Below are 19,530 nucleotides of genomic sequence, written 5' to 3' on the forward strand. Positions count from 1 at the left end.
GCCCCATGCCAAGGAGTCGTCGATGAAGATTCAAGGTGAGTGCTATTGCGGGGCCATCGCCTACGAGGCCGAGGTGGAGCCCGGCACGATCACGGTCTGCCACTGCGCGGATTGCCAGATGCAATCCGGATCTGCCTTCCGCGCCAACATGCCGGCGCCCGCGGCCGGCTTCCGGCTGCTGCGCGGGACGCCCCGCACCTACGTCAAGACCGCGGCCAGCGGCAACCGGCGCCTGCTCGCTTTCTGCGAGGTCTGTGGCAGCTCGCTGTATGCCTGTGCCACCGAGGATCCCCAGGTCTATTCATTGCGCGTCGGCACGATCAAGCAGCGCCACGCGCTGGGTGTCCCGCAGCGCGAGATCTGGACGCAGCGGCGGCTGGACTGGGTCGGCCTGCCGGACGGCGTGGCCTCCTTCGAAGGGCAGCCCTGAGCGCCTGAGCGTCTTGGGTCCAGGCTCGCTCGTCACGCCAAAACGCCGCCGCTCGGGCTCGGCCAAAAAACGCTCAGGCGCTGAGCCATCGCGCCGCGCGCAGGGCCGAGTTCCAGGGCAAGGGGCCCATATGGGCGGCTCGAACGGCTTTCATCGGTGCATCGAGCCAGTGCCGATGTGCATCAGAATGTTGCCGACATGCGAGTTTCAGCAAAAAGTTTGCAGCAGGGCCCTGGAGCCATCGTCCGGCGTCGGATTCAGCACGACACGGCTTCTCCGTCCAACGCCCGCAGCCCGGCGCGATGCTGAAGATTTTTCCGCACCCCTCTGCGTCCGCCGCGCCTTCCGGGGAGCAGCCTCGTGTCTATTGGCTCGTGAGGATGAACCGGCGCAACCGGAGCATCTTTTATGTGCTGCTGTTCCTCACCGTTGCCTCGCACCTGTGGGGGGTGGGTTCGAGCTTCACGGCGTGGCTGCTGCTGGCCCTTCAATTCCTGCTGTATCCCCAGCTTGCCTATGGGGTTGCTTTGCGGTCGGCAGATCAGCGCAAGGCCGAGCATCGCAACCAGTTGCTGGATGGCTTCTGGGCGGGTTGCTGGATGGCCGGCCTGGGCTTCCCGTTGTGGATTTCCTTCACCATGTTTGCGGGCGCCTGCCTTCACATGGTGGTCTTCTACGGGCTGCGCGGCCTGCCGATGGTGGTCGGCGCCATGGGACTCGGTGCCGGCCTGGTGATCGCCAGCGGCAACTGGAGCGGCGTGCATTTCGACACCGACCTGCGCACCACCTTGTTGGCGATGCTGTCGCTCACCCTGTTCTTCGTGACCTATGCGCTCGACGGCTATCGGCGGGCGATGTACCAGCACGGCAGCGAAATGAAGCTCCGCGCGCAGGTCGAGGAGATCAGGGCGCTGCAGGCCAGGCTCTATGAGCAGACGATGTCCGATCCGCTCACGGGCCTGCTCAATCGCCGACATCTGGAAAAGGCATTGCCGTCCGCCCTCGAGTCGGCCCAGGTCGAGGGGCGCGCGCTGGCTCTGCTGATGGTGGACATCGATCACTTCAAGAACATCAACGACCAGCATGGCCACGACGTGGGCGACGAGGTGCTCAAGTCGCTGGCATCGATCATGAAGGCCGCCGCGCGCAGCGACGAATTGGTCTACCGGTACGGCGGCGAGGAATTCGTCATCGTGCTGCCCGATTGCCCCGCCGATCTGGCGGCCCGGCGTGCCGAGCAACTGCGGCGTCGATTCATGGAGAGCCCCGTCGGTTTTGGCGAGGCGTCGATCAATGCCACGCTGTCCTGCGGAATTTCCGTGTACCCGGAACACGGTGCCGTTGGGCGCGAATTGCTTCGTTCGGCGGATGCGGCGCTTTATCGGGCCAAGGCCAATGGCCGCAACCGCAGCGAGATATTCGTCTCGACCCCTGGTCAATTCGATCGCCAACCGCTCGACGAGGCGGCGGACGCTCCCGGGGATCATCCTGCATGAAGTCATCGGCACCCCCGGCAGGCAAGCAGTTCATGTTCGAGGCGCTCCTGGAGGACTGGGCGGAAGGCATGGACTACTGCGCTGTTGCTGTGCCGGCCGAGATCACCGAGGCGCTCGGTACTAAAGGGCCGGTGCTGGTCATGGCACGTGTCAATGACTCCGAGCCTTTTCAGGTGAGTCTGTTTCCCGTGGGCGGAGGGCGGCACTACATCCGGATCAAGGCCCGGATCCGCAAGCAGACATCCGCCCGTACGGGTGACTGCATTCGCCTGAGGATCACTGTCCTGGACCGCAGCAGGGTGGAGATTCCGGACGATCTGCGGACTGCATTGGCGGCGGAAGGCGCCCAGGCGGCCTTCGATGCCCTGCCACCGGGCAAGCGGAACTTCATCGTCCGCCGCATTGACGAGGCCGCAAAGGCAGAGACGCGTGCCAGGAGAGTTCAGGAGGGCGTGCTGGCCGCACACGAGAGAAGCGACAAGGAGCGTTCACGCTGACCTGCCAAATGGCTGAGCCTGGGTGTTCATCTTCGATTCGGCGACGTATCAAAATGTTCGCAGTCGAAGTGGATGTTCCAGGAGAAGCAGGTGGCGAGACGCAAGAGCACGGGTGCTGCGGAAGACTTGATGGAGGCGGTGGCCTTGCTGCCCTGGTGGGCGGGCGTGGTGCTTGCTGTGGTGAGCTTCGCGTTGTTGCATGGGTGGGCCTCTCAGCCACTGCCACAAGGCATTACGACGAAAGACGTCGCCAATGTCGCGACGGCGGGGTTCCTTCACGCGGCCGCCTATGTCGGTCAGTGGGTGGTCCCATTGATTTGTCTTGCAGGTGCTGCGGCCTCCGCCATCAAGCGTCGGCAGCGGAGCAACTTGCTCCAGACGGTGCAGGAGGCCAAGAGCGCCAGCGCTCTGGACGACATGACCTGGAAGCAGTTCGAGATGCTGGTGGGCGAAGGCTTCAGGCAGCAGGGCTACAGCGTGCAGGAGACCGGAGGCGGGGGCGGGGACGGCGGCATTGACCTGGTGCTGCGCAGAGGCCGGGAAACATTCTTCGTCCAGTGCAAGCAGTGGAGGGCCACACGGGTCGGCGTCGCCGTGGCTCGCGAGGTCTATGGCGTCATGGCAGCCAAAGGCGCAGACGGCGCGTTCATCGTGACCTCAGGCCGCTTCACCGATGACGCCGTCGCCTTCGCCGAAGGTAGGAACATCAAACTCGTGAACGGAGAGGAACTGCGGCGTTTGATCCGGGCAGGCAGACGTTCAGAAGTCCCAGAGGCGTCATCAATGCCATCCAAGGCAGCGACGACGCCTGCGTGCCCGGCCTGCGGCAGCGCCATGGTCAAGCGGGTGGCCAGGCGAGGAAGCGCCGCTGGTCACCCGTTCTGGGGCTGCTCGACCTACCCCGCCTGCAAAGGCACGACAGTCGTTTGAGACGCCAACTCGGCGCGGGTCCCGGGGTGCGCAAAAAAGAAAAAACCCGTTGACGAATCAACGGGTTTGGAAGTGTTGGTGGAGAGGAGGAGGATCGAACTCCCGACCTCCGCATTGCGAACGCGGCGCTCTCCCAGCTGAGCTACCCCCCCAACGCAATCGCGCGATTATATGCGCAGCGTTGCGGCTCACATCAAGAGGTGCTCGCCCGCGTTGTCGCCACCCAGGATCACGTAGTTGACCTTGCGGATGTCCATCAGCTGCTTGCCGCCCGCGTAGCTCACGGCGCTCTGCAGGTCTTCCTGCATCTCGCGCAGGATGCCTTCCCAGGTGCCGCGCACCGGCTCCAGGATGCGCTTGCCTTCGACGTGCTTGTATTCGCCCTTGTTGAAGTCCGAGGCCGAGCCGAAGTACTCCTTGTAGCGCTTGCCGTCCACCTCGACCGTCTCGCCGGGGCTCTCTTCCAGGCCGGCCAGCAGCGAGCCGATCATGACCATCGTGGCGCCGAAACGGATGCTCTTGGCGATGTCGCCATGCTCGCGGATGCCGCCATCGGCAATGATGGGCTTGGTGGCCACGCGGGCGCACCACTTGAGCGCCGACAGCTGCCAGCCGCCGGTGCCGAAGCCGGTCTTGAGCTTGGTGATGCAGACCTTGCCGGGGCCGATGCCCACCTTGGTGGCGTCGGCCCCCCAGTTTTCCAGGTCGATCACGGCCTCGGGCGTGCCCACGTTGCCGGCGATCACGAAGGTCTGCGGCAGCTTCTGCTTGAGGTGGCCGATCATGCGCTGCACGCTGTCGGCATGACCGTGGGCGATATCGATGGTCACGTAGTCGGGCACCAGGCCCTCGGCGGCCATGGCGTCCACGGTGCGGTAGTCGGCGTCCTTGACGCCCAGCGAGATCGAGGCGAAGGCACCCTGCGACTTCATCCGGCGCGTGAAGGCCAGGTTGTCGAGGTCGAAGCGGTGCATCACGTAGAAGTAGCCGTTCTGTGCGAGCCACAGGCAGCGTGCCTCGTCGATGACCGTCTTCATGTTGGCGGGCACCACCGGCAGCTTGAAGCGGCGGCTGCCGAGTTGCACGGTGGTGTCGCATTCCGCGCGGCTCTCCACGCGGCACTTGCGCGGCAAGAGCAGAACGTTGTCGTAGTCGAAGATTTGCATGGCAGTCCAGGCTCCGGGAATCGTGGGTGAACGAAAAGGATGAGCGCTTGGCCTGGCCGGTCCTCCTGTGCCGCCATTGCAGGAAAAGCAGGGCACAAAAAAACCGGGCGCAAGAAACTTGGGCCCGGTGATTGAGTGTAGGCGCGCCCCGCAAAGGGCGGCCTATGGGTTTGCGTATAGCCTCTATAGAGACAAGGTTGTGAGGCGTTGCGGCGGGGCGGGTTCAGAAGCGGTAGCCGATGCCCACGCCCACCAGCCAGGGGTCGATCTTGACCTTCGAGACGGTCTGCCAGCCCAGACGGACGTCGGAGTCGATCTTCACCTTCTTCACGTCGAAGTTCAGGAACCACTGCGGCGCGATCTTGATGTCCACGCCCGCACCGAGGGCCAGACCGACGCTGCTCTTGTCGAGCGACAGGCTGCCCACGGTCGGCACGGCCAGGTTCACCGAGCTGATGCGGGTGTAGTTGAGACCCACGCCCGCGTAGGGGCGGAAGGTGCCCTCGGGCAGGAAGTGGTACTGCAGCATCAGCGTGGGCGGCAGGTGCTTGAAGCTGCCGATATCCACCGGGCCGCCCAGGGCGCTCTGCTGGACGGTCACGCGCTGCTTCTGCGGCACGGTGAGCACCAGCTCGGCGGCGATGTTGGGCGTGAAGAAGTAGGTCACGTCCAGCTCGGGGATGGTCTTGTCGTTGACGTGGATGGCGTCGGCCGGCACGAGCAGCGAGGGGATGGCGCTGGACTTGTTGGCCGGGTCGAGCCGCACGGCACGTGCACGCACGAGCCAGTTGCCTTCGGGCGTCGGGGTGCTCTGGGCAAAGGCGCCGCCGCTCAGCAGCGCGGCAAGGAGGAGGGTGGTGCCCCGGAGGGCGAACAGTCTGGACATACGCTGTGCTCTGGTTGTGAATGCCAGGTCAGTGTCTGCAAGGGATTCGGGGCCGGTGTTGACGCGGCGCAAGTCCGCGGGGCCGCGCGGGAGCCGCTGCCGGTTGCTTGATCCATGTCATGCGGATGCTGTGGTGCGCTTCGCACAATGCCCCTGCGGCTCGCACTGGCGCGGCTGCATCCCGACTTCAACCGCATCCCGAAAGACTCTCCATGTCGTCTCGTTTCATCGTTGCCGCAGCCCTGCTGGCCGCTGTCTCCACGCCCCTCTACGCCGCCGATTGCAGCGTGCAGATCGAAGGCAACGACGCCATGCAGTTCAACAAGACCGCCATCGAAGTGCCCAAGGCCTGCAAGAGCTTCACCGTGCAACTCAAGCATGCCGGCAAGATGCCCAAGGCCGCAATGGGCCACAACTGGGTGCTGGCCAAGACCGCCGACGTGCAGGCCGTGGCCAACGACGGCATCGCGGCCGGCCTGGACAAGCAGTACGTCAAGCCCGGCGACGCCCGCGTGATCGCCCACACCAAGGTCGTGGGCGGTGGCGAGAGCGACTCGGTGGCCGTGGACGTGAGCAAGCTCAAGGTGGGTGAGAGCTACACCTTCTTCTGCTCCTTCCCGGGTCATTCCGGCGTCATGAAGGGCAGCTTCGCGCTGGCCAAGTAAGCAGCCCTGCGCGGGGCCGGCGCAGGCCCCGCTTCCTACAATCGGGGGATGTCCTTTCCTGGCCCCCACGCCGAGCCGACGGCGGCCGACTCCCCCCTTCTTGCCAACCTCAACGACGAGCAGCGCGCGGCCGTCACGGTGCCCGAGGGGCATTCGCTCATCCTGGCGGGCGCAGGCTCCGGCAAGACGCGCGTGCTCACCACGCGCATCGCCTGGCTGATCTCCACCGGCCAGGTCTCGCCCGGCGGCGTGCTGGCCGTCACCTTCACCAACAAGGCCGCTAAGGAGATGATGACGCGCCTGACGGCGCTGCTGCCCGTCAATGTGCGCGGCATGTGGATCGGCACCTTCCACGGCCTGTGCAACCGCTTCCTGCGTGCGCACTGGAAGCTGGCCAACCTGCCGCAGAGCTTCCAGATCCTGGATACGCAGGACCAGCTCTCGGCCATCAAGCGGCTGATGAAGCAGTTCAACGTCGACGACGAACGCTTTCCGGCCAAGCAGACGCAGTGGTTCATCGCCGGTGCCAAGGAAGACGGCCTGCGCCCCGGCGACATGCAGGCCCGCGGCGAGGACGACCGCAAGAAGATCGAGCTGTATGCGCTGTACGAAGAGCAGTGCCAGCGCGAAGGTGTGGTCGACTTCGGCGAGCTGATGCTGCGCAGCTACGAGCTGCTGCGCGACAACGATGCCGTCCGCGAGCACTACCAGCGGCGCTTTCGCCACATCCTGATCGACGAGTTCCAGGACACCAACCGCCTGCAGTACGCCTGGATCAAGATGCTGGCCGGCCACACCGATGCGCTGGGCCACTTCACCTCGGGCGGCAACAGCGTGCTGGCCGTGGGCGACGACGACCAGAGCATCTATGCCTTCCGCGGCGCGCGCGTGGGCAACATGAGCGACTTCGTGCGCGAGTTCGACGTGCAGCACCAGATCAAGCTGGAGCGCAACTACCGCAGCTTCAGCAACATCCTGGACTCGGCCAACGCCCTCATCAGCCACAACAAGAAGCGCCTGGGCAAGAACCTGCGCACCGACCAGGGCCCCGGCGAGCCCGTGCGCGTCTACGAGGCATCCAGCGACTTCGCCGAGGCCCAGTGGATGGTCGAGGAGATGCGCCAGCTGGTGCGCGACGATGTCGAACGCAAGGAGATCGCCGTGCTCTACCGCAGCAATGCGCAGAGCCGGGTGATCGAGACGGCGCTGTTCAACGCAGGGATGCCCTACCGCGTGTACGGCGGCCTGCGCTTCTTCGAGCGGGCGGAGATCAAGCATGTGCTGGCCTACCTGCGCCTGCTGGAGAACGCGGACGATGACACGAGCTTTCTGCGGGTCGTGAACTTTCCGCCCCGCGGCATCGGCGCGCGCAGCATCGAGCAATTGCAGGACGCGGCGCGCAGCCGCGGCGTGTCGCTGGCCAAGGGCGTGGAAGGCCTGCCGGGCAAGGCGGGCGCCAACCTGGGCGCCTTCGTCGCCAAGATCGACGTCATGCGCGAGCAGACGCAGGGCCTGTCGCTCAAGGAGATCGTCGAGCTGGTGCTGGACGCCAGCGGCCTGATCGAGCACTACAAGGCCGACCGCGAGGGCGAGGACCGGCTGGAGAACCTGGAGGAACTGGTCAATGCTGCCGAGGCCTTCGTCACGCAGGAAGGGTTCGGCCGCGACGCCGTGGCCCTGCCGGTCGACGAGCTGCGCCAGAGCGTCGTCAGCCAGGGCCTGGACCCGAACCTGCCGGTGCTGGACGATCCGCTCGCGCCCGATGCCGACACCGGCGAGACGCTGAGCCCGCTGGCCGCCTTCCTCACGCACGCCGCGCTGGAGTCGGGTGACAACCAGGCCCAGGCCGGCCAGGACGCCGTGCAGTTGATGACGGTGCATGCGGCCAAGGGCCTGGAATTCGACTGCGTGTTCATCACCGGCATGGAAGAGGGCCTGTTCCCGCACGAGAACTCGCTGAGCGATTTCGAGGGCCTGGAAGAGGAGCGTCGCCTGATGTACGTGGCCATCACGCGCGCGCGGCGCCGGCTGTACCTCAGCCATTCGCAGACCCGGCTGCTGCACGGCCAGACCCGCTACAACCTGCGCAGCCGCTTCTTCGACGAGTTGCCGGAAGAGGCGCTCAAGTGGCTCACGCCCAAGCAGTCCGGCTTCGGGCAGTTCGGCGGCAGCGGCGCAGGCGGTGGCTCGGGCGGCAGCAGTGGTGGCTTCGGCGGCTTCTCGTCGTCGGGCTACAGCGGTGGCTACGCCAGCAGCAGCCCGGCCCCCGCCACGGTGCCCCAGCGCGCAGCGCCATCGCACGGCCTGCGCACCGGCATGCAGGTCTTCCACAACAAGTTCGGCGAAGGCACGGTGACTGCGCTGGAAGGCAGCGGCGACGACGCCCGCGCCCAGGTCAAGTTCAACCGCCACGGCATCAAGTGGCTGGCGCTGAGCGTGGCCAAGCTCACGCCGGTCGAGTGATGAAGTGCAGGGCGTGCCGCGCCTTCACTCCACGCTGAAGCTGTCCCGGAAGGTGAACCAGGCGGAGGCGAGGAAGGCGGCCGAGAGCAGGAAGGAGCCGCCCACCATCACGGCCATGCCCAGCGCCCCGGCCCCGCTCACGGCGATCAACAGCGAGGCGATCAGGCTCATCAGCAGGCTCAACGCCAGCACGACGCCGGCCCAGGCCAGGCCGTACAGCGTCATGGCGCCCATGTTGCGCCAGCAGGCCACCAGGCTGAAGAAGATGCTCTTGACCGGCGTCACGCCATGCCAGTGCACCAGTGCGGGCGCATGCCAGAAGGCCAGCGCCACCGGCACATAGAACAGCAACCGGGCCAGCACGGCGATCTGGAAACCGGTGCTCTGCACCACCTCGGCCTGCGGCGCGCCGTCGTTGCCGAAGGCGCCATCGAAGGGGTCGCCGAAGATCAGCGTGGCCAACCCGCCGGCGGCCAGGGCGCCCAGCGCATACAGCACCCCCAGCACCACCAGCGGCTTGGCCTGCGCGCGCACGGCCTGCAGCGCCTGCAGGAAGATGCCGGCCGAGGCCGCCCGCCCCGCGGCGGGGTCGGCACGGCCGTGGACGGTGCGCTCGCTGGCCACCATCAGGGCCAGCGTGGTGGCCGGGCCCAGGGCCACAGCCAGGGGGCCGCCGATGAGCGGCACCACCGAGAGCATCGCGATCGCCGACATGAACAGCATGAACAGCGAGAAGAAGGCCATCGGCTGGCGGCGGAAGGCGCGCAGGCCCTCGCGCATCCACTGGACGCCGGTGCGGGGCGAGACGATTTGGAGTTTCATGAGCAGGAGAAGGGGGCGGCCGGCGCCGGCGCAAGGGGCGCTCAGGCGCCCAGCGTTTCGGCGACGGGTTCGGCCTGCAGGGCCGGCACCTGCGGCGCACGCACCCGTTCGCGCAGCACGCGCTCGAAATGCGTCGGATCGTGCGGCTTCAGCATGCTGGCTTCACGCGGGAGGTGGAAGTCCCACAGGCGCGAGATCCAGAAGCGCAGCGCACCGGCGCGCAGCATCGCGGGCAGCAGTTCCCGCTCGGCGGCGCCCAGCGGCCGGCGGGCCTGGTAGGCATCGAGCAGGGCGCGGCTGCGTGCCGGGTCGGCACGGCCGGTGGGCAGGTCGATGGCCCAGTCGTTCAGGCACACGGCCAGATCGAAGAGCCAAGTGTCGGTGCCGGCGAAGTAGAAGTCGAACACACCCGTGACCACGGGCAGCGTGCCGCCTTTGCCGTCGTGCGCGAACATGGCGTTGTCGCGGAACAGGTCGGCATGCACGGGGCCGCGGGGCAGGGCCGCATAGGCCGAGGACTCGGCCACATGGTTCTGATAGGCCAGTTCGCTGCGCAGCAGGGCGGCCTGGGCGTCATCCACATGCGGCAGCACCACCGGAACGGTCTCGTTCCACCAGGGCAGGCCACGCAGGTTGGGCTGCACCTGCCCATAGTCGCGCCCCGCCAGGTGCAGCTGGGCCAGCAGGTCGCCGAGCGCGCTGCAATGGTCGGCGGTCGGCGCCAGCTCGCTGCGGCCCTGCAGCTTGCGCACCACGGCCGCAGGCTTGCCGGCGATGGTGTGCAGCAGCGGGCAGGCGGTGTCCGGGGCGCCGGCATCGAAGAGCGGGCCGCCCCCGGGACCGACTGCCGCGGGTTCGGGCACCGGCATGCCGCGCTCGGCCAGGTGCTTCATCAGCCCCAGGTAGTACGGAAGTTGTGCCGGCGTCAGGCGCTCGAAGAGCGTCAGCACGTACTCGCCCCGGTCGGTGGTGGCGAAGTAGTTGGTGTTCTCGATGCCCCCCTCGATGCCGCGCAGTTCGGTGAGTTCGCCCAGTCCCAGGCGGCGCATCAGTTCGGCCGCTTCGTCGGCCCGGACTTCGGTGAAGACCGCCACGGGCGGTTCAGAACTTGAGGACGTTCCAGACGCGCTGACCGCCGCTGGAACTGTTGCCGTCGGTCGCGCCGGTGCGCTGGCGCGTGCCGTCCGTCGGCTGGATGTCGTAGGAGGGCAGTGCCGAATCCTTGGGCTGGACGGTGATGCTCTGCGTCACGCCGCCGTAGCGCACCTCGTCGACCTTGGCGCCGCGGTCTTCCACCGTGATGTGCTCGATCTTCTGGTTGCGGCGCCCGTCCAGCGGCTGCGATTCAGCGGCCGGGGCTGCCGAGGCCGACTGGGGCGGCGGGGTCTGGGCATGGCCGAGGGCCGGAAGGAGCGACAGTCCCGCAGCCAGCAGGGCTGCGCGCACGGACGGGGAGGAATGGGCAGGCATGGTCGGGCGATTGTAGGTGCGCCCCCCATGTTCCCTCGGCCTTGCCCCCTGTCGTCGAAGGCTGCCGCAGCCCGTAGGCGCCGACGCACAGCCGCATTCCGGCGGCAGGGGAGAATGGCCCGATGACCGAGAAGAAAACGCTGCTGCTGGTCGATGGCTCCAGCTACCTGTACCGCGCCTTCCATGCCATGCCCGACCTGCGTGCGGTGCCTGGCGACCCCAACAGCCCCGCCACCGGCGCCATCCGGGGCATGATCAACATGATGCAGGCCCTGCGCCGCGAGGTGCGCGCCGACTATGCGGCCTGCGTGTTCGACGCGCCGGGCAAGACCTTCCGCGACGACTGGTACCCCGAGTACAAGGCCCACCGCGCGCCCATGCCCGACGACCTGCGCACGCAAATCCCGCCTATCCACCAGGTGGTGCGGCTGCTGGGCTGGCCGGTGCTGTGCGTGCCTGACGTGGAGGCCGACGACGTCATCGGGACGCTGGCGCGCACGGCCGCCGGCCAGGGCATCGAGGTGATCGTGAGCAGCGGCGACAAGGACCTGTCGCAGCTGGTCGACGAGCACGTCACCATCATCGACACCATGAGCGGCAAGCGCCGCGACGTGGCGGGCGTGACGGCCGAATTCGGCGTGCCGCCCTCGTTGATGGTGGACTACCAGACGCTGGTGGGCGACGCGGTCGACAACGTGCCGGGCGTGGACAAGGTGGGCCCCAAGACCGCCGCCAAGTGGCTCACGCAGTACGGCTCGCTCGACGGACTGATCGCCCATGCGGCCGAGGTCAAGGGCCAGGCTGGCGAGAACCTGCGCCGCGCGCTCGACTGGCTGCCGCAGGGCCGGCGGCTGGTCACCATCCGCACCGACTGCGACCTGGCCGGCCATGTGGAGGGCCTGCCCGCGCTGGAGGGCATCGCCATCCAGCCGCTGCAGACCGACGCGCTGAGGGACTTCTACGAGCAGTACGGCTTCAAGAGCCTGGCCAAGAGCCTGGAGGCCCACGCCGCCGCGCCCGAGCTGCTGGGCCATGGCGCCGCGCAGCCGGGCGAGGGCGGCACCGGACTGCTCGATGGCACGCTGGCCGCGGCGGCCGAGCGGGCGAGCAACCTGGTCTACGACACGGTGCTCGACTGGCCGGCCTTCGATGCCTGGATGGCCAGGCTGCAGGCGGCAGAGCTGGTCGCCATCGACACCGAGACCAGCTCGCTCGACGAGATGAAGGCCGAGATCGTCGGCATCAGCTTCAGCGTGACGCCTGGCGAGGCGGCCTACGTGCCGCTGGCCCACGACTACCCGGACGCGCCCGAGCAACTGCCGCGCGACGAGGTACTGGCGCGCATGAAGCCCTGGCTGGAGGACGCCAGCCGCCACAAGCTCGGCCAGCACATCAAGTACGACCGCCATGTGTTCGCCAACCATGGCATCGAGGTGCAGGGCTATGTGCACGACACCATGCTGCAGAGCTATGTGCTCGAAGTGCACAAACCCCATGGCCTGGCCAGCCTGGCCGAGCGCCACACCGGCCGCAGCGGCATCGACTACGAGGACCTGTGTGGCAAGGGCGCTCACCAGATCCCCTTCAGCCAGGTGTCCATCGACAAGGCGGCCGAGTATTCGTGTGAGGACAGCGACCAGACGCTGGACGTGCACCGCGTGCTGTGGCCGCAGCTGCAGGCCGACGAGCGGCTGAAGTTCGTCTATGAGCTGGAGATCGCCAGCAGCGAGACGCTCTACCGCATCGAGCGCAATGGCGTGCTGATCGATGCTGGCGCGCTCGCCTCGCAGAGTCACGAACTGGGCCAGCGCATCGTGGCGCTGGAGCAGCAGGCCTACGAGATTGCCGGCCAGCCCTTCAACCTGGGCAGCCCCAAGCAGATCGGCGACATCTTCTTCAACAAGCTGGGCCTGCCGGTGGTCAAGAAGACGCCGAGCGGCGCGCCCAGCACCGACGAGGAGGTGCTGGAGAAGCTGGCCGAGGACTATCCGCTGCCGGCCAAGATCCTGGAGCACCGCGGCCTCTCGAAGCTCAAGAGCACCTACACCGACAAGCTGGCGCAGATGGCGCTGCCGCGCACGGGGCGCGTGCACACGCACTATGCGCAGGCGGTGGCCGTGACCGGACGGCTGTCGAGCAACGACCCCAACCTGCAGAACATCCCGGTGCGCACCACCGAAGGCCGGCGCATCCGCGAGGCCTTCATCGCGCCCGAGGGCCGGGTGATCGCCAGCGCCGACTACTCGCAGATCGAGCTGCGCATCATGGCCCACATCAGCGGCGACGAGGCGCTGCTGCGGGCCTTCAACGAGGGCATCGACGTGCACCGGGCAACGGCCGCCGAGGTCTTCGGCAGTACGCCCGAGCAGGTCAGCAGCGAGCAGCGCCGCTATGCCAAGGTGATCAACTTCGGCCTGATCTACGGCATGAGCAGCTTCGGCCTGGCGCGCAACCTGGGCATCGACAACACCGCAGCCAAGAGCTACATCGACCGCTACTTCGCGCGCTACCCGGGCGTGAAGAACTACATGGACGAGACGCGCGCCAGCGCCAAGGAGAAGGGCTACGTCGAGACCGTGTTCGGCCGGCGCCTGTACCTGCCCGAGATCCGCTCGCCCAACGGCCCGCGGCGCGGCGCCGCCGAGCGTGCGGCCATCAACGCGCCCATGCAGGGCACCGCGGCCGACCTCATCAAGCTGAGCATGAACGCCGTGCAGAAGGCACTGGACGCGCAGGGCCTGGACACGAAGATGATCATGCAGGTGCACGATGAACTGGTGTTCGAGGTGCCCGAGGCCGAAGTCGACTGGGTGCGGGCCGAGGTGCCGCGCATCATGGCCGGCGTGGCCGAGCTCAAGGTGCCTTTGCTCGCCGAGATCGGCTTTGGTCCCAATTGGGAGAAGGCCCACTGACCGCTACCTGCCGAATCGGCCACAACAACGACGACATCATGACTTTGACCATCAATGCATTCCGCCCGCTCGTGCTCGCCCTGGCGCTCGCCGCGGCCGTACCCGCCTTCGCCCAGCGCGACGCGCGCATCGAGACGCTGGCCCAGCAGCAGAAGCAACCACTGCTCGACACGCTTTCGCAGCTGGTCGCCATCGAATCCGGCAGCCGCGATCTCGACGGCCTGGACCGCATGGCGGCACTGGTGGCCGGGCGACTGCGGGCGCTGGGCGGGGAGGTGTCGGTGATCGAGCCGGGCAGCGCCGAGTCGCCCGAGGTCTACCGCATGGGCGACACGCCCGAGCGTATCGGCAAGATGGTGCGCGCCACCTTCGAGGGCACGGGCAAGGCGCGCATCATGCTCATCGCGCACATGGACACGGTCTACACCATCGGCATGGGCGCGCGCCAGCCCTTCCGCGTCGAAGGCGACAAGGCCTACGGCCTGGGCATCGCCGACGACAAGCAGGGCGTCGCGGTGATCCTGCATACGCTGGCCATGCTCAAGGAGTTGGGCTTCAAGGACTACGGCCGCATCACGGTGCTCATCAACGGCGACGAGGAGATCAGCTCGCCTGGCTCGCGCGCCCTGATCAGCAAGCTGGGTGCTGAGCACGATGTGGTGATGTCGCACGAAGGTGCCTATGCCAACGACGACAAGCTGTCGCTCGCCACCGCCGGCATCGGCGCCGTCACGCTCAAGGTGCAGGGCAAGGCCTCGCATGCCGGCTCGGCCCCCGAAAAGGGCGTCAATGCCTTCTACGAAATGGCCCACCAGGTGCTGCAGATGCGTGACCTGTCGGACCCGTCCACTGGTCTCAAGATGAACTGGACGGTGGGGCAGGCCGGCAACAACCGCAACGTGATCCCGGCGGCGGCCCAGGCCATGGCCGATGTGCGCGTGATCAAGGTGGCCGACTACGACCGTCTGGAGCGCGCCATCCAGGAGCGGGTGAAGACGCAGCTGATCCCCGAGGCCAAGGTCGAGGCCGTGTTCGAGCGCCGCCGCCCGCCGCTGGAGGCCAATGCCGCCGCGCTGGCGCTGGCCAGGCATGCACAGGGCATCTACGGCGAACTTGGCCGCACGCTGGGCGCCGATGACAGGGTGGCCGGCGGCGGCACCGACGCGGCCTTCGCGGGCCTGTCGGGCAAGGCGGCCGTGGTCGAGCGCTTCGGCCTTCAGGGGTACGGCGCGCACTCGGCCGATGCCGAGTACGTGCTGATCGACTCCATCGCGCCGCGGCTGTACCTGGCCACTCGGCTGATCATGGACGTGTCGGCGGGCAAGGTGCCGGCGCGCTGAGCCGCCTGCGGCGGGCGTGTCGACTGATCCGCCCGGCGCTTCCCACCGTACTGTGGAGCTGGGCTCGCAGGGCCCTGCGCGGCCGGCCCTGCACCCCGCAGGGCTTTGCGAGCGCAGCGCCGCGCGCTGCCTAGACTCCGACACCCCCTACAGCCAAGGAAGACACCGCATGCTGAAAGACGACATCCAGCGCGATTTCGATTCCCTGCGGCCCGGCCGCGCCGAAGCCGAAGGCGCCACCCGCCGCACCGCCCTCAAGGCAGCACTTGGCGTGGGCTATGCCGCCGCCACGCTGCCCATCGCTGCGCAGACGGCCATCCGCACACCGGCCGACGGGCTGCGGGCCGGGCCGGTCAAGTTCACCGTCGCCGGTTTCGACGTGCCGGCCTATGCCGCGGCGCCGGAAGGCCGCACGGGCCTGCCGGTGGTGTTGGTGGTGCAGGAGATCTTCGGTGTGCACGAGTACATCGCCGACACCTGCCGCCGCTTCGCCAAGCTGGGCTATCTGGCCATCGCGCCGGAGCTGTATGCGCGCCAGGGCGATCCGCGTGGCTACACCGACATCCCCAAGCTGATGGCCGAGGTGGTCTCCAAGGTGCCTGACGCGCAGGTCATGGCCGATCTGGACGGCGCGCTGGCCTGGGCCGGCGCCAACGGCGGGGACACCAGCCGGGCCGGCATCACCGGCTTCTGCTGGGGCGGCCGGATCACCTGGCTTTATGCGGCCACCGGACGGGTCAAGGCCGGCGTCGCCTGGTACGGGCGTCTGGTGGGGCAGGCCTCGACGCTCACGCCGAAGCACCCTGTCGAGATTGCGGCCGAACTCAAGGCGCCGGTGCTGGGCCTCTATGGCGGCAAGGACCAGGGCATCCCGCTGGACACGGTCGAGCAGATGAAGACCGCGCTGGCCGCTGGCTCGCCTGCGGCCAAGGCCTCGCAGTTCGTCGTCTATCCGGAGGCGGGCCATGCCTTCCATGCGGACTACCGGCCCAGCTATGTGCAGAGTGCCGCCGAGGACGGCTGGAAGCGCGCCACGGCCTGGTTCAAAGCCAACGGCGTGGCCTGAGTGCCACGCGGGGCCGGGCCGCCGACAATGGCGCCCGCCCGCTGTCCTGACCCTCCCGCACGGGCCGCCTTCGGGCGGCCTTTTTTCGTCATCCCTCCCGTTCGTCCGACCCCCGATGAAGCTGCTCCAGATCCTGCTCGCCACCCTCGTCACCGGCATCGGCAGCGTCTGGATCGCCGGCATGCTGCTGCGCCTGGGCGTGCGCGGACGGCCGCAGGACGCAGGCCATGGGCCGCAGCATCTGCTGAGCCTGGCCGCGGGCGCCTTGCTGGCGACGGCCTTCATGCACCTGCTGCCGGAGGCCTTCGAGAGCGGGCTGGAACCCTCGGTGCTGTTCGCCGTGCTGCTGGGCGGGCTGGTGCTCTTCTTCCTGCTCGACAAGGCCGAGCTTTGGCATCACGGGCATGAACACCACCACGGACCCGCGCCCGACGCCCATGCGCACGCCGCTGCGCATGGACACGACCATCCGGGGCATGGGCGTCTTCATGCCCATCCCGTCGACAGCGCGGGCCACGCCCACGACCGCGCCCATGCGCATGCACCGCGGGTCGGCGGCTGGGCCGTGCTGGCCGGCGACAGCGTGCACTGCTTCGGCGACGGCGTGCTCATCGCCTCGGCCTTCATGGCCGACACGCGGCTCGGCCTGCTGGCCGCGCTGTCGGTGCTGGCCCATGAAGTGCCGCACCATGTGGGTGACCTGGTGGTGATGCGACAGACCTCGCCGGATGCCCGCGCCGCGCTGATCAAGGTGTCCCTGGCGGGCACGGTGACCGCGCTGGGCGGCGTCCTGGGCTGGTGGCTGGTCGAGCGGTTGCACGGCTGGCTGCCGTACTTCCTGGTGCTGGCGTCCAGCAGCTTCGCGTACGTGGCACTGGCCGATCTCATCCCGCAACTGCAGCGCAGGCTGGCCGCACGCCAGACAGTGCTTCAGGTGTTGTGGCTGCTGGCGGGCATCGTGCTGGTGACGGGGGTCAGCCGCCTGTCCCATGGCGATGAGCATGGGCATGGGCACGATGAGGGAGTGGCGCCGCCCGTGAGCGCTGCGCGCCCGCACACGCACTGAGGCAGTTTTCCTGCGAGCGCAGGCCGCCCGCGCCCGCGCCATGCTGGCCCTGATGCGCGGCGGGCGCCGTGGTCAGGACGGCGGCTGCTCGCCCGGGCGCGGCGGCCGGCCCGGCCCAGGCGGCCCGTCCCGCCGTTCGCCGCCGTGCCCCGGCTGGGCCTCGCGGGCGCGCTGCTGCGCCTGCTGCTGTTGCTGACGCATCTGCTCCTGCATCCGCTGCTGTGCTTCCCGCTGCTGTTGCCCGGCGCGCTCCTGCATCTGTTGCTGCTGCTGGCGCATCTGCTCCTGCGCCTGCTGCTGTTGGCGCCGGGCCTGCTCCTGCGCCTGTTGCTGCTGCTGGCGGACCTGCTCCTGGGCCTGCTGTTGCTGGCGGCGTGCCTGCTCCTGGGCTTGCTGCTGCTGTTGCCGCGCTTGCTCCTGACGCTGCTCCTGTTGCCGGCGCATCTGGTCCTGGGCCTGCTGCTGCACCTGCTCCTGCTGTCGACGTGCCTGCTCCTGCATCTGTCGCTGCTGGTCGCGCATCTGCCCTTGCTGGCGGTCGCGTTCCGCCTGCGCCTGCCGCTGGTCCTGCTGGGCGCGGGCCTGCCGCTGCTGTTCTTCGGCGGCCTGCTGCTGGCGGCGGGCCTGGTCCTGCTGCTGACGCTGCTGCATTTCCTGCTGGCGGCGTGCCATGTCTGCCTGCTGCCGTTGCGCCTCCTGCTGCTGGCGCTGTTGTTCCAGCTGGGCCTGGCGCATGCGGTCCTGCTGTTCGCGGCTTTGTGCCTGCGCCGCCTGCTGCCGCATCTGCATGTCCCGCTGCTGGTCGGCGAGCTGACGCTGCTGCTGGGCCTGCTGCCGCTGCATGTCGGCCACGCGCCGTTGCTCGTCGGCCTGACGTTGCGCCATGTCGCGCATCTGCTGGTCGCGCTGCATCTGCTGCTGCATCAGTTGCGTCTGCCGCTGCTGCTCCTGGCTCTGGCGTGCGGCCTGCTCGGCCAACTCCCGCTGTTGCTGTTGCTGTTGCTGGACAGCCAGCATGCGTGGATCCGGACCGCCGGGGGGCGGGCCGCCCCACGGCCGAGGCGGGGGGCCGTAGCCCGGCGCGGGCTGGGGCATGTAGATGTTGTTGTTGTAGACCACGGCCGGCCGCTGCCAGTTGGGGGGAGGCCGGTCGCGTCCCCAGCCGCCGGGCGGCGGGGGCGGTGGCGGGCTGCCCCAGCGCAGGTCCCAGTTGCGCCAGCCCCAGTCGTGCCGCTGCAGTGCCGAGCTGACGATGACACCGGCGCCGAAGGCCAGGGCGCCCACGACCACGGGCTGCACCGGCACGGGTTCGGCCACCTGCAGGGGCGGCGTGTAGCTGTAGCCGCTGTAATAGGGCACAGGCGCGCCGTACACGACCTGCGGGTCATAGCGCGGCACATAGACCACGTCGGGCTGGGCGGGCTCGATGGTGATGTAGGTCGGCGGCGGCTCCACCACCACCGGGGTGGACTGCACCACCACCCCCGGCTGCACCGCGACGGGTTGCGCCGGTGGCGCGCTGCTCTGCACCACCTTCAACTGCGAACTGCTCTTGAGTTCCCCGGCGCTGCGAGCGCGCTGGCGCATGACCTGGATGGCGTTCATCACGTCCGTCGGGTCGTTGTAGTAGGCCTGGCCCAGGGCCGTGGTCCACGCGACGTTGCCGGCCATCTGGTCCAGCACGCGCCGGAATGCGGTCAGCCCCTTCACGCTCGGATCCCAGGGCTGCTGGTTGGCGGCATCGGCCAGCGGGCCTGCCTTGAGTTGCTGGTTCTGCATCAGCCACTGGTGGGCGGCGGTCACCTGGTCGGGATAGGTAGAGGCGGCCAGTACCTGGGCCACCAGCTTGTCCGGGTACAGCGCGATGGGCGCCACCAGCCGATACAACTCATTGGCCGAAGGTGGCGTGTAGGCCGCAGGAACCGGCGCGGCGGCTGTGACGGCCTGGGCTGCGGGGGCCGGGGCCGGAACGGGTGCCTGGGCTTCGGGCGACGGTGACGTCTGGTTGCAGGCGCCGAGCGCCAGGGCCAGCGTCAGGGCCACCCAGAGCGGGCGGGGGGTAGCGGCCGGGCGCGATGGCTGCGGCGCGGCGGCAATGAATGGCAAAGCGGGCATGGTTGGAAGTCCCCATCGGTCGGAAGGACGAGAAGTCCTGCCGGTTCCTGGTCAACGGTGCCGCGTCTGTCGCGGTGCACCCGCGGCGCCTCGGCTGTGTGACCAGTGGTGTCGATGAGTTTCCGGTGCTGGCAGGTGGCCGCTGCCGGCGTTGCCCGCGCAAACCTGTAGGTCGCGGCGGCCAGACGACCTGCGGGAAGCTGACC

16 protein-coding genes and 1 tRNA gene are annotated in these 19,530 nt (G+C 68.3%); 10 read left to right on the forward strand and 7 right to left on the reverse strand.

Features of this window, described 5'->3' with window-relative positions; all coding sequences use genetic code 11:
- Positions 1-22: 22 nt before the first annotated feature.
- From KBC94_RS17805 to KBC94_RS17820, 4 genes are all read left to right on the forward strand, one after another.
- The gene (locus tag KBC94_RS17805) at positions 23-430 is read left to right on the forward strand and encodes a GFA family protein (protein ID WP_294373026.1); all 408 of its coding nucleotides are present in this window, start codon (positions 23-25) and stop codon (positions 428-430) included.
- Positions 431-810: 380 nt separating this feature from the next.
- Positions 811-1,926, forward strand: coding sequence for a GGDEF domain-containing protein (locus KBC94_RS17810; RefSeq protein WP_294373028.1), 1,116 nt, complete (start codon positions 811-813; stop codon positions 1,924-1,926).
- On the forward strand, positions 1,923-2,423 hold the full coding sequence (locus tag KBC94_RS17815) for a YdeI/OmpD-associated family protein (protein WP_294373029.1): 501 nt from the start codon (positions 1,923-1,925) through the stop codon (positions 2,421-2,423). Before KBC94_RS17810 ends, KBC94_RS17815 begins: the two co-directional genes overlap by 4 nt.
- 72 nt (positions 2,424-2,495) lie before the next feature.
- Positions 2,496-3,353 (forward strand): restriction endonuclease, encoded by an 858-nt coding sequence (locus tag KBC94_RS17820; protein ID WP_294373031.1) that lies wholly within the window; start codon positions 2,496-2,498, stop codon positions 3,351-3,353.
- Positions 3,354-3,429: 76 nt separating this feature from the next.
- On the opposite strand, the gene KBC94_RS17825 is transcribed toward KBC94_RS17820, so the two are convergent.
- The 3 genes from KBC94_RS17825 to KBC94_RS17835 all read right to left on the reverse strand — a co-directional run bounded on the left by KBC94_RS17825 (position 3,430) and on the right by KBC94_RS17835 (position 5,405).
- A tRNA-Ala gene (locus tag KBC94_RS17825) sits at positions 3,430-3,505 on the reverse strand.
- Between the two features lie 36 nt (positions 3,506-3,541).
- A complete protein-coding gene (locus KBC94_RS17830) occupies positions 3,542-4,519 on the reverse strand; it encodes a GMP reductase (RefSeq protein WP_294373034.1) in 978 nt (325 codons plus the stop codon).
- Positions 4,520-4,742: 223 nt separating this feature from the next.
- Positions 4,743-5,405: an OmpW family protein gene (locus KBC94_RS17835; protein WP_294373036.1), complete on the reverse strand. Its 663-nt coding sequence runs from the start codon at positions 5,403-5,405 to the stop codon at positions 4,743-4,745.
- Positions 5,406-5,617: 212 nt separating this feature from the next.
- Between KBC94_RS17835 and azu the strand changes: the two genes are divergently transcribed.
- Both azu and KBC94_RS17845 read left to right on the forward strand, forming a co-directional pair.
- Positions 5,618-6,070: an azurin gene (gene azu / locus KBC94_RS17840; RefSeq protein WP_294373037.1), complete on the forward strand. Its 453-nt coding sequence runs from the start codon at positions 5,618-5,620 to the stop codon at positions 6,068-6,070.
- Positions 6,071-6,118: 48 nt separating this feature from the next.
- On the forward strand, positions 6,119-8,533 hold the full coding sequence (locus KBC94_RS17845) for a UvrD-helicase domain-containing protein (protein ID WP_294373039.1): 2,415 nt from the start codon (positions 6,119-6,121) through the stop codon (positions 8,531-8,533).
- 24 nt (positions 8,534-8,557) lie between these two features.
- Here KBC94_RS17845 and KBC94_RS17850 read toward each other — a convergent pair whose 3' ends face one another.
- The 3 genes from KBC94_RS17850 to KBC94_RS17860 are packed head-to-tail and all read right to left on the reverse strand — an operon-like array spanning position 8,558 to position 10,825.
- Positions 8,558-9,355: a BPSS1780 family membrane protein gene (locus KBC94_RS17850; protein ID WP_294373040.1), complete on the reverse strand. Its 798-nt coding sequence runs from the start codon at positions 9,353-9,355 to the stop codon at positions 8,558-8,560.
- Positions 9,356-9,396: 41 nt separating this feature from the next.
- Positions 9,397-10,449: a homoserine kinase gene (locus KBC94_RS17855; protein ID WP_294373042.1), complete on the reverse strand. Its 1,053-nt coding sequence runs from the start codon at positions 10,447-10,449 to the stop codon at positions 9,397-9,399.
- Positions 10,450-10,456: 7 nt separating this feature from the next.
- Positions 10,457-10,825, reverse strand: a complete 369-nt coding sequence (locus KBC94_RS17860) for a hypothetical protein (protein WP_234193825.1) — start codon at positions 10,823-10,825, stop codon at positions 10,457-10,459.
- Between the two features lie 122 nt (positions 10,826-10,947).
- Between KBC94_RS17860 and polA the strand changes: the two genes are divergently transcribed.
- The 4 genes from polA (at position 10,948) to KBC94_RS17880 (ending at position 17,209) form a co-directional block, all read left to right on the forward strand.
- Positions 10,948-13,737: a DNA polymerase I gene (polA, locus tag KBC94_RS17865; RefSeq protein ID WP_294373045.1), complete on the forward strand. Its 2,790-nt coding sequence runs from the start codon at positions 10,948-10,950 to the stop codon at positions 13,735-13,737.
- 38 nt (positions 13,738-13,775) lie between these two features.
- A complete protein-coding gene (locus KBC94_RS17870; protein WP_294373048.1) occupies positions 13,776-15,077 on the forward strand; it encodes a M20/M25/M40 family metallo-hydrolase in 1,302 nt (433 codons plus the stop codon).
- Between the two features lie 169 nt (positions 15,078-15,246).
- The gene (locus KBC94_RS17875; RefSeq protein ID WP_294373050.1) at positions 15,247-16,143 is read left to right on the forward strand and encodes a dienelactone hydrolase family protein; all 897 of its coding nucleotides are present in this window, start codon (positions 15,247-15,249) and stop codon (positions 16,141-16,143) included.
- A gap of 115 nt (positions 16,144-16,258) precedes the next feature.
- The gene (locus tag KBC94_RS17880; protein ID WP_294373054.1) at positions 16,259-17,209 is read left to right on the forward strand and encodes a ZIP family metal transporter; all 951 of its coding nucleotides are present in this window, start codon (positions 16,259-16,261) and stop codon (positions 17,207-17,209) included.
- Positions 17,210-17,281: 72 nt separating this feature from the next.
- On the opposite strand, the gene KBC94_RS17885 is transcribed toward KBC94_RS17880, so the two are convergent.
- A complete protein-coding gene (locus tag KBC94_RS17885) occupies positions 17,282-19,324 on the reverse strand; it encodes a DUF3300 domain-containing protein (RefSeq protein WP_294373055.1) in 2,043 nt (680 codons plus the stop codon).
- Between the last annotated feature and the right edge of the window lie 206 nt (positions 19,325-19,530).

It is taken from the genome of Pseudacidovorax sp., assembly GCF_017991995.1.
Classification (GTDB): domain Bacteria; phylum Pseudomonadota; class Gammaproteobacteria; order Burkholderiales; family Burkholderiaceae_C; genus Xenophilus.